Source organism: Gluconobacter sp. OJB (assembly GCF_039638275.1).
Lineage (GTDB): Bacteria > Pseudomonadota > Alphaproteobacteria > Acetobacterales > Acetobacteraceae > Gluconobacter > Gluconobacter cerevisiae.
Genome location: NZ_JBDIWH010000002.1, coordinates 143434 through 152660, shown reverse-complemented (window position 1 = coordinate 152660; position 9227 = coordinate 143434). Strand labels below are relative to the sequence as shown.

17 protein-coding genes are annotated in these 9227 nt (G+C 59.0%); 3 read left to right on the top strand and 14 right to left on the bottom strand.

Going from position 1 to position 9227, the window contains the following annotated elements; all coding sequences use genetic code 11:
* On the top strand, positions 1–734 hold a 734-nt coding region (locus ABDK74_RS14050; protein ID WP_346004354.1), incomplete at its 5' end, for an IS110 family transposase.
* A gap of 323 nt (positions 735–1057) precedes the next feature.
* On the opposite strand, the gene ABDK74_RS14045 is transcribed toward ABDK74_RS14050, so the two are convergent.
* On the bottom strand, positions 1058–1873 hold the full coding sequence (locus tag ABDK74_RS14045) for a hypothetical protein (protein WP_346004353.1): 816 nt from the start codon (positions 1871–1873) through the stop codon (positions 1058–1060).
* A gap of 52 nt (positions 1874–1925) precedes the next feature.
* Between ABDK74_RS14045 and ABDK74_RS14040 the strand changes: the two genes are divergently transcribed.
* Positions 1926–2237 carry a hypothetical protein gene (locus ABDK74_RS14040; RefSeq protein WP_346004352.1) on the top strand — a complete coding sequence of 104 codons (312 nt, stop codon included), beginning with the start codon at positions 1926–1928 and terminating at the stop codon, positions 2235–2237.
* Positions 2174–3268 carry a hypothetical protein gene (locus tag ABDK74_RS14035; protein WP_346004351.1) on the top strand — a complete coding sequence of 365 codons (1095 nt, stop codon included), beginning with the start codon at positions 2174–2176 and terminating at the stop codon, positions 3266–3268. Before ABDK74_RS14040 ends, ABDK74_RS14035 begins: the two co-directional genes overlap by 64 nt.
* A gap of 54 nt (positions 3269–3322) precedes the next feature.
* Here the strand turns inward: ABDK74_RS14035 and ABDK74_RS14030 are convergent, their stop codons facing one another.
* The 13 genes from ABDK74_RS14030 to ABDK74_RS13970 form a co-directional block, all read right to left on the bottom strand.
* Positions 3323–3649 (bottom strand): type II toxin-antitoxin system PemK/MazF family toxin, encoded by a 327-nt coding sequence (locus ABDK74_RS14030; RefSeq protein ID WP_346004350.1) that lies wholly within the window; start codon positions 3647–3649, stop codon positions 3323–3325.
* Positions 3646–3981, bottom strand: coding sequence for a helix-turn-helix transcriptional regulator (locus ABDK74_RS14025; RefSeq protein WP_346004349.1), 336 nt, complete (start codon positions 3979–3981; stop codon positions 3646–3648). The genes ABDK74_RS14030 and ABDK74_RS14025 overlap by 4 nt, the downstream gene beginning before the upstream one ends.
* On the bottom strand, positions 3971–4636 hold the full coding sequence (locus ABDK74_RS14020) for a hypothetical protein (RefSeq protein WP_346004348.1): 666 nt from the start codon (positions 4634–4636) through the stop codon (positions 3971–3973). Before ABDK74_RS14020 ends, ABDK74_RS14025 begins: the two co-directional genes overlap by 11 nt.
* 247 nt (positions 4637–4883) lie before the next feature.
* Positions 4884–5084 carry a hypothetical protein gene (locus tag ABDK74_RS14015; RefSeq protein WP_346004347.1) on the bottom strand — a complete coding sequence of 67 codons (201 nt, stop codon included), beginning with the start codon at positions 5082–5084 and terminating at the stop codon, positions 4884–4886.
* Entirely contained in the window at positions 5081–5791 is a 711-nt protein-coding gene (locus ABDK74_RS14010) for an HD domain-containing phosphohydrolase (protein WP_346004346.1), read from the bottom strand. The genes ABDK74_RS14015 and ABDK74_RS14010 overlap by 4 nt, the downstream gene beginning before the upstream one ends.
* 54 nt (positions 5792–5845) lie before the next feature.
* Complete coding sequence (locus ABDK74_RS14005) at positions 5846–6268, bottom strand: hypothetical protein (RefSeq protein ID WP_346004345.1); 423 nt, start codon at positions 6266–6268, stop codon at positions 5846–5848.
* Between the two features lie 2 nt (positions 6269–6270).
* A complete protein-coding gene (locus ABDK74_RS14000) occupies positions 6271–6567 on the bottom strand; it encodes a hypothetical protein (RefSeq protein WP_346004344.1) in 297 nt (98 codons plus the stop codon).
* A gap of 4 nt (positions 6568–6571) precedes the next feature.
* Positions 6572–6859: a DUF2312 domain-containing protein gene (locus ABDK74_RS13995; RefSeq protein WP_148621333.1), complete on the bottom strand. Its 288-nt coding sequence runs from the start codon at positions 6857–6859 to the stop codon at positions 6572–6574.
* Positions 6860–6870: 11 nt separating this feature from the next.
* Positions 6871–7347, bottom strand: coding sequence for a hypothetical protein (locus ABDK74_RS13990; protein WP_061928958.1), 477 nt, complete (start codon positions 7345–7347; stop codon positions 6871–6873).
* A 67-nt stretch (positions 7348–7414) separates the two neighbouring features.
* On the bottom strand, positions 7415–7945 hold the full coding sequence (locus ABDK74_RS13985; protein WP_023945879.1) for an ArsR family transcriptional regulator: 531 nt from the start codon (positions 7943–7945) through the stop codon (positions 7415–7417).
* Positions 7946–8015: 70 nt separating this feature from the next.
* Positions 8016–8369: a hypothetical protein gene (locus ABDK74_RS13980; RefSeq protein ID WP_346004343.1), complete on the bottom strand. Its 354-nt coding sequence runs from the start codon at positions 8367–8369 to the stop codon at positions 8016–8018.
* An 85-nt stretch (positions 8370–8454) separates the two neighbouring features.
* Complete coding sequence (locus tag ABDK74_RS13975; RefSeq protein WP_346004342.1) at positions 8455–8823, bottom strand: hypothetical protein; 369 nt, start codon at positions 8821–8823, stop codon at positions 8455–8457.
* Positions 8824–8846: 23 nt separating this feature from the next.
* A complete protein-coding gene (locus ABDK74_RS13970; protein WP_346004341.1) occupies positions 8847–9194 on the bottom strand; it encodes a hypothetical protein in 348 nt (115 codons plus the stop codon).
* Positions 9195–9227 lie beyond the last annotated feature (33 nt).

Here is a 9227-nt window from a genome sequence, read left to right as displayed (position 1 = left end):
TCACACGACCGACCATGCAGTTCGTTCCTGTCAAATCTGTAGAGCAACAGTCTGTCCTGATGCTGCACAGCAGTCGCGATTTGCTGGTGAAGCAGAAAACCATGCTCATCAATGCTCTGCGAGGACACTTGGGTGAAATCGGTATCATTGCTCCTAAAGGTGTTGTCGGCGCCAAGTCTCTTGGAGGCCTCGTCCATGAAAATCAGGACGCATGGCCAGATGAAATGCGAACCGTCGCACATGCCTTTCTGGATCAGCTTCGCGTGATACAGACCCAGATTGAGAAACTGGATGACAAGATCCTGCAATGGCATCGCAACAGCGAAAACAGCATGCGGCTTGCCACTGTCCCAGGGATAGGTCCAGTTGTCGCGAGTGCGATCGCGGCGTCTGTTCCTGACCCAAAGCTCTTTCGGTCGGGAAGACATTTCGCTGCATGGCTTGGTTTGACACCGCGTGTGCATGGCTCGGGTGGCAAAGATACGCTCGGACGTATCACCAAGGCCGGTAACGGCTATATACGCAGGTTACTTGTCGTCGGCGTTACGGCCCTGCTGCGTGTAGATCGCAAAAAAACACCTAGCCATCTCTGGGCTCAGATGCTCCGGGAGAAAAAGCCTGGACGCGTTGTCTCAGTCGCATTGGCGAACAAGACAGCACGGATTGCATGGGCTCTTATGAGCCGCGGCGAGACATATAATGGCACTCCGGCGGTCCCATCTGCTGTTTGCTAGAACCAGAGACAAAGCCGGCCATCGTTTGATGATCTGGTAGATGTGCGGGAGTGTTGAGTTTTGATGACAGACCGGACTGCTTCGGGAACAGAATAAAACCGTGTTCACCCTTGCGCCACCAGAGCGCGTGAGATTGTTTTGGTCTTCTGTTCGCGGACTTCATCATGGCCAGCAGTCTTTAATGACTGCACGAAAAGGCCGGACACATGAGAGCACCAGTTCCGTACGTTTCAAAACGAGATTTTCCTTGCGCCATAGAGGCCGTTCACACAAGGGTGAACGCCCCCTTCAGGGCCGCCCCGATCCTGCTTTTCTTCTGCCCTTCAAACCACCCACGGGTCAGTATCGAAAAGATGGAAAAGACTGGCCTTTCCCTCCTTGCTCGCCTTCCTTTTCAAAACCTTGCGTTCCTGACGGGCCTTGCGCCTTTTCTTCTCCTCAGCCTTCCAGCAATCCCGCAGGACAGCACGCAGTTCGGGACACTGTGCGCCGATCTGACCATAAGCCTGACGCCGGAAGCGGGCCACTCCGCCGAAACGGTCGATGCCTGTCAGCAGGGTGCTCCTTCCGATCCCCGGATAGAAGATCACGCCGAGACCATCCTGCGCGGCGGGTGTTGAGGGCAGCCGGAGGAAAAGAGTGGCAAAGCCATCTGAGGTCTGAACCCATCCGGGCGCTGGCCCTGCCAGTTGCCGCAATGGCATCAGGTCAAAGTCGGGGCAGTTCTCGGCTATGGCAGCCGAGAGAGGCGGAGACCTGTGCCAGAAGCTGGCGCTACAGCCCGCCCAGTCTCTCGAAGGATCCGTTGGAAACAGGATTGAGAAAACGGTGATGAGTTCTGCCTCATAGACAAGCTGGCCGCCCTGCCATTTGGCGAAGCCCGGATCATCGAAGCAGTCGAAATATTCCATCCCCCGGATACTGACGTCGGGATACTCGTCTGACAGTCCGTCTCCGTGACGGAGGAAAGACGTACCAATCCCGTTTTCGAGGGTCATCACCAGTGTGGTGTCGGTCTCCCACGCCATCTGGTCTGGTGCACAGGTCCGGTAGGCGCGCTCTCCGGCGATCTGGCGCAGACGGTCCTGCGGGCCGGTGAGCGTGAAGACTGTTGTGACGGAAGTAGCCACGGAAAACATCCTTTTCTCTTTTCAGATGCTTTCCCGCAGGCGCAGACGGCTGGACGGGACAATGGCGCGCCCTCCAGGGCGCGGGCCGCGTGCGGCCGAACCATTGTGGCGGCCGGACGGCCTGTGGCTGACCCTGTCTCTCTCCTGTCCCACGCTCTACTCTTCACGTCCCGACCCGCCCCGGCTTCTCTCGTGCCGGCTTGCTGCGCGGTTGTCAGAAGGCGCGCAGATGCTGGCCACCCCACGGCCCGCTCTCACATCGCGCGATGACAGAGTGCAGGGATCCATTGTCATGACCCGGGATAGCCCATGCACCATCGCATTTCCAAGTCAGCCCGTTCTGGCTGTCATCCCCACGACGAGCTTCGGCTGATCGTCTGCCTGCTTTTTGAAGATGGAACCGTCTTTGTCGGACAGAGCCTTGTCCGCACGTTGCAAACCTACCTCAAGCGCACGGGGACCCTTTTCCGCTCCGTAGGATCGTTTCAGCGTTACGACCTGCACGCCTTCACGATCGGGGATGCGCCCCCGAATGATATGGTTTTTCTCTGGGCCTACCACCTGTCCCGACACGGCGTGCGCCTTCGGACCCTGAGCGACCCCGAGGCCATCGTTGATCCGCTTGCGCCGCTGGCGTTACAGAAGCGCGAATGGAGCAGTTACAGCGCCCGTACCCGGAAAGTGCTGTTCCCTGCCGTCCTGAAGCAGGCTCTCGCTTTGCGGGGAGAATGGCGCGGCACCCGTATTGTTGCCTATTGCTGCATCCTGTCTCAGGGCGCATTCGTCCTTGGCAGTACACCTCTTCTCGATGAGGAATCTTTCAGACTGGACGACTGGCTTCCCGGGGTTGGAACCCATCATCTGTGGAGCCACGTTTATGATGCGGAGGTCAACAGTCAGGCGGCATATCAGGAGGCGGAGGCCGCTTTGGGCCTCTGGCGTGAAACACTCGAAAACATGGGCGGGCGGGAGACATGGTACCGTGAGCACATGTTTTATACCGGCTTTCCGGAAACGGGAGAGCTTCACCTTCCGGATACCGAGCTTCTTCTGTCCCTGCCGCCCTCTCTTCTGGCGGGGATCTCATTCTGTCTTGAACACTGGCCCATGGGTCTCAGAGACACACGACTGCCGCTCGACAACCAGTCTGCACCCCTCGTCTTCCCCGGATTCCTCAAGTGCGAAAACGAGAACCCGAGTGACTGGGAGAGTGTGGCCCGCTCCCAGCAGGATACTCTGGAACTCATACAGACATATGTCGAGGATATGGGGGCGATGTTTGAAGGAACACTCGCCAGACAGAAAGCGCTTCATGACCAGATGAGAGTGTTGTCCAGCACTGTTCTCGAGGCCACAACGCTGATGGTCAAGCTCCATGCGGCCTCCCGCCCTGATGATATCTGATCAGCCACCCCGCACAAAGAAATTGAACTCCTCCCGGGCCTCCCCGGCCGGACACTATTCGAAAAGCGTAGCGAGGCGGGCAAGGACTTCGTCCAGCAGAGGAGCGGACAGCTCTTCCGCCCTTCGGCCGCTGCTGGCTTTGAGATCGATGACACGGGGCTGGTCACATCGCACGATTCCTGTGGTCTTCAGGCCTTCGAGCGGCACGGCGAGGCCGAGCCGTCGTGCAAAGCCGCCGCCGCTGGTGATGGGTACGGTGACTGGAAGGCCCGTAGCCTGATTGAAACTGTCAGGCGAGACGATGAGCACAGGGCGCGAGCCCTGCTGCTCATGGCCTTTGGTGGGATCGAGAGACACAACCCAGATTTCACCGCGCTTCACAGGATCTCCTTCCCGGTGGCCTCGCCCGCGACCCAGTCGCGGCTTTCAGCATCCGGCTCGGTCGGATATTCGGACACAGCGAGCAGTTCCGCCATCGTGTAACGTGGCATGCGCCTGGGCTGTACGTTTCCCTGCCTGACCCTGTCAGCTTCGACCTTGAGTGCAAAAAGTTCCCAGAAAGCCGGGTGCATCGTGCGATCACCACTTTCCCATCGCTTCCACGTCAAAGGCGTGACGTGAACGAGAGAGGCCGCGCTCACCTGCGTCAGACCGGCATCAAGGCGGGCCTGCCTGATCGTCTGAGGGGCAATACCCTCGACGTCAGACCTCATCAGGAATCAGCCATGCCCGCTTGAAGTGACCTGCCTTTTCCAGTCCGGCTTTTGTCCGGTTGAGGCTTGCGAGCAACGTGGCGTCAGCCCGTCCCTCTGGCGAGAGATCGTAGTCTTCGGGATACTCACCAATTTTATCGAGGCAGGTAGCGTCCAGTTCACAGCGACCGTCGGGAAAGATCCAGACACCTGACAGAATACGGCTTCCTCGGATGTCCTGCAGCTCGATCCGATCTGAGTAATGAGGGACGTCATCCCGCATCGCGACTTCTCCCGTTGCTTCATGACGCAGGGAATGCTCGGTTGCGATTTCGAACCCATCATCCAGCTTCACACTGCCGACGTTGCGCGTCTCACCTGTTGAGAAATGCCACCCTGACAGAGCAAGTCTGTCCACTTCGGTCTTGCCGACCGCACGAATGACCTTCGCAATATCGTCGCTCGTTGGCGCAACCCCAAGGATCGCTGCAACCTCTTTCGTGACCAGCTTGTCTTCAAGCGAGAGATAGCCTCGGGATGGCGCTGCGAGAAGAAGAACCCTGCCTTCCTCGTCCCGCTGAACGCCCTCTGTCACGCGTTTGATCGCCTCGACGGTCGCGCGACGCTGCACCTCTGCTTCGAGCTGACGCATCCGGTAGGTGTCGAATTTAGGCATCGCATTGTCCTCGTTCGTGATGCCACTATCTTAGTATCCATTGGATACTCGGTGCAATCGAAATAAAGATTTATTGCTTTTTTTATTTACGCGGCCAACCGGTGACTGTCCCGTTATGCTCGGAGCACTCTTAATGACTTAACGGTTACATCCTGATGGTACTCTGCGGTATTACGCCTGCATAAATTCAGCAAGGATTCTTCATTGCTTCAGGGAGGAGAACAACGACACCTGCGAAGGGGACACCTCAACCGTCCTGTTGATCACACGGCGCCTGACGACCACCAAGTGCAGCATCTGCCTGAAGATAAAGGGCCTCAACCACACACAGCCCCTCTTCTCTCCGGTTTTCTGCAAAAAGCCTGTCTGCGACGTTGGCGAGAAGCTTCAGGGAGGAGGTTCCAGACGAGGCGACGTGAACTGCGGGCGGGAGCGGGAGAGGCATCATGGCATATCGTTCCGAAAGCTGAGGGTACGGGATGTAATGGGGGACTGGCCAGGTACGGGCTGGTATCCCTGAACGGGCTGCGCAACGGTGCGACGAATGGCGAGCAGATCATCAAAAGAGGTGATCGCGTGCCGCACCAGGGCAGGATCAAACGCGCCACCCGCCTGCTCCTGAAGAAAGGCTTTCACCTGACGGGGCGGCCATCCTGTTTTATAGGCCCGGGCGGAGAGCAGGGCGTCGATCACATCGGCCAGGCCAATGATGCGGGCGGCCAGGGGAATGGCTTGACCCTTCAACCCGAAGGGATAACCATCCCCGTCATAGCGTTCGTGATGCAGAAGCACGGCCTCATGAACGAGGGTCGGAATATCGCCTGACAGTTGAAACAGCGCTCCGAGGCCGAGCGACGGATGCTGTCGCATCACCAGCATCTGCCGGTCGTTAAACATGCCCGGATGATTCAGGAGGCTGTCTGGCAGGAGCAGTTTGCCCGCATCGTGCAGGCGGCCTGCCAGTTCAAGGGCGCTGGACGAAAGGCCACTCCCCGCCAGATGGCCGAGCAGGCCAGCGAGGCGCCCGACCCTCTGGCCATGTCCGTCATCCCCTTTGGCAACCTGTGCCAGAAGAGAAGCCAGAGGCGGCCCCTGCCGCCGATAGGACGCAGGCAGTTTCACCACTTCTTTCAGGAGTGTCTGCAGTTCAGGCATCTTTCCTCTACCGGTTGTGTAAGATCACTCTAGGCGCGGCTCATGTGAGTCCGGTCATCCCGGATGGATCAGGCCGCGGGCGAGGCCGCCAAGGGCCAGAGCCACGCAGGTGACGAGGAGCTTGATCCCGGTCGCGCGGCACGGCCCACGTCCGGACAGGATCCCGGCCGTCCTTTCGGCGAGTTTCATAAGACCAAGGGTGACGCAGGCCAGAAGCGTCCATTGCCAGAGCGACAGCGTGACGACCGGATGGCCCAGTCCGGATAGATGCCATCCCCCCTGCCCTGCAAACTGGTCCAGCCCGAGAAATCCATCCGCCGCGTTCGTCAGAAGAAACAGACTGACCCCAGCCAGACATCTGGCGCCGCAGACCCGACGCTGTACCGTCCCGACAGCGCGAGCCGGTCCCAGGGTAGAGATGTAACGGACACTGGTGACGCACGTTGAGGTCCAGTCCGTAAACAACGGTGCGGGCACGATCAGAACCCATCCGGCAAAAGTCTGGAGAGAGAAAGCAGGCAGAGCACCAGACCGAGGCTGGCAAAGACCACTCCCCGCCTCCGCTCAAGCCCGTAGTCGCGTCCATCCTCACCGATCTCGGGAACACCCGGTCCCATCATGGTTGCAACGCAGCCACCGAACATAAAAACGGGTCCCATGACAGCGCCAAGCCTGGGAACCACAAAGGCAAACAGAAGCAGCCCCACACTTGGCCAACAGACCAGAATCTCTCCTGCGGCTTCGGCGATGCGGCGGCGCGGTGGGGCATCTTGCATCAGGTCACATTCCCAGGGCACGGCGGTAGATCTGCAAAAGGGTTTCCTGAGCCTCGACCTCTGCGGGCTCCTGCTTGCGCAGCCGGATAATCGTGCGGATGACCTTGACGTCGAACCCGGCCGACTTGGCTTCGGCAAAGATGTCCTTGATGTCACCACTCAGCGCCTTGCGCTCTTCTTCCAGGCGCTCGACCCGCTCGATGATGGACCGCAGCCGGTCGGCGGCGATGCCGCCAGCGATGACACCCTGATCGTCTTGAGCGTCGTCAGGAAAAGAAACGCGTTGCAACATGGGTCAACCTTTCAGGGATCGGGGGAGAGGCAGATGGGTGAGAGGGGGCGGGGCAGATCGCGATGCCCGTCTGCCAGGGCTTCAAGCCAACGGGACTCTCTCACTGGAAGATGCCCGTGACTTGAAATCAGACGGCGAAGGGCTGTGCGATGCTCCCCCAGACGCTCGGCCAGCACGCGCTCGGACCAGCCGATCGTGATCAGGGCACTGGTCATCGCGTAACCATTCAGCGGAGGTCGGTTGCCCACGGGAGGCACAGCCCGGGCCAGAGGGTGGCTCAGTCGACGATGCAACATCCCAAGAGCTGCAAGCCACCTGAGGAAGTCCGGATCAGGGATGCTATGCCCCGATTGCCAGCGCAGGATCCGGTCCTTTGAAACGCCGGATCGGCGGGACGCCTGACGCACGCCCCAGCCGATAACGGAGAGCTCGCCTGCGATGGACAGCGCCGCGCGTCTGTGCCCTGGACGAACGGACCGTGAATCCACATGTCCTGCCCTCGGTTGCCCACAGTGCTGTCCACTGGTTTGGGGGATAACCCGCAAACGCAACGCCTCAGCCATGCCGGGCGATATCAGTAAAGGTCCGGTCCTGTGCACCCTGGCGAATGTGTTTGGCCATATGCGGCGAGACAATCCGGTAACGGTTGGGTCGGCGCGGATCCAGTCGCTCCTCGATCAGCCCCGCCCGCTCCAGGGCCGAAAGGGACTCCCGCACCTCACCGACGGAGAGGCCGAGCCATGTCGCGATTTCGCTGGCGGTTTCATGTTCGGTCAGGGACGCAAAGACCAGATCCTCGATCGGCGAGGTCTTCACGGTTCGCGTTGCCGGCATCCAGGGCACCCGGGCATAAACACTGTGACCCAGGGCGGCGATTTCGCCAGCCTGGGCGAGCGTCGTTAAAGCCATGGGCAGGGCCCCGGCCTGCTCGGGCGTCAGGTTCGCGCGGAGTTCAAGGACATTATACGGCCCCCGGTTGAGGCAGGTCCGAACGTGCTGGAGCACGGACTGATAGACCTCACGCTGCGTTTCGGCCTTGAGCTTGCGGAAGATCCGCGCCTTGGGTTGATGACCGCCAAATTTCACTGTGATGCCCCGTCGTCTGTGACCGTAGGGACATTCTGCCGGAGACTGTTGTGAGTGCAGTCACGCGACGTCACCATTGGCCTGCCGCCTTCATGCAGTCATAGGCGTTCCGGAGATTGAACAGACCGACAGCCACCCAGACCGGAACGAAGACGAGGACATGCCAACGCGGCATGAAGGCGTTCGTCTTCAACAGGCGCATGACGTCCATCACAAGAACGGAGATGGCCAGGGAGAAAAGGATCGCCTGCGCAAGCATGGTCCAGACCATCCGGACGTCCAGCGGAAAGAGGAACCAGCCGAACCCGAGGAGCATGGTCGCCGAGAGAACCATGCTGCCAAGCATCCAGGGGGAAGACAGTGGGAGAGAAAGGGTTGGTTTGGGCAGATCTGGCTGCCCGAGAGAAAGAGAGTGCTCGGTCATACCGGGCAGTATGACGGCAGCGTTTGTGAGTGCGGTTCAGGGGATCGACCGGGAGGGGTGAAGCGACAGACCCGACTGGAGGTCCTCAGACCGTCAGCCCGAGATCTGACGCCTTGTAACGCGGCGTCGGAAGAAGCCGCACCACAGCATTTCCTTCAACATCCGAGAGATACAGCAGACCCTCTGACGAACAGCCCAGGGGACGACCATCCGCATCCAGCACAAGGTGGAGGCTCTCGATCGGGCTCACCGCGTAGGCACAATCCTCTTCCAGGAGAACGAAAGCGTAGTCTCTCCCCTGATCGGGCAGCGTTTTTAGCGTGCCTGGAACTACACCGGCAGCTCCGGTCGTCAGGCGCTCCGCCATGAACCGTGCGACTGCCTGGAGTTGCTCCTGGCTCAGGTCTTCATATGAAATAAACTCGGTGCTCAAAGTGGTCGGCTCAGCAGCCATGAAGATGTCCTCAAACTAAAAGACTAATCGGGGCATACTTTGTCAGCAGCACTGCCAACCCCGCTCAAAGCAGTGTACCGCGCTGAGTCAATGATTTCCTGTCTCACTTTAGGATCGGTCACGTCCAATTTCCGCTCTTCCGCAATACGGTTAACAATATCCTCCGAAATCGCTTTTCTTACTTCATCGCGCGTAATTTTATTTTCTGGATTTTCTTCATTCCACGTCTCACAATCATTTTTAGCGCCATTCGTTATTCCGTCTGTTCGATGTTGACCTTGCAACGAACCATCTGTGAGGTCAGTGACGGAACCAATTCGTGCGGCAACATGATCCAAGACATCATTTTTATTTTTAAGACCTTCCGACATCGCTCTCTCCCTTCCGCAATATGATGAAAGCCT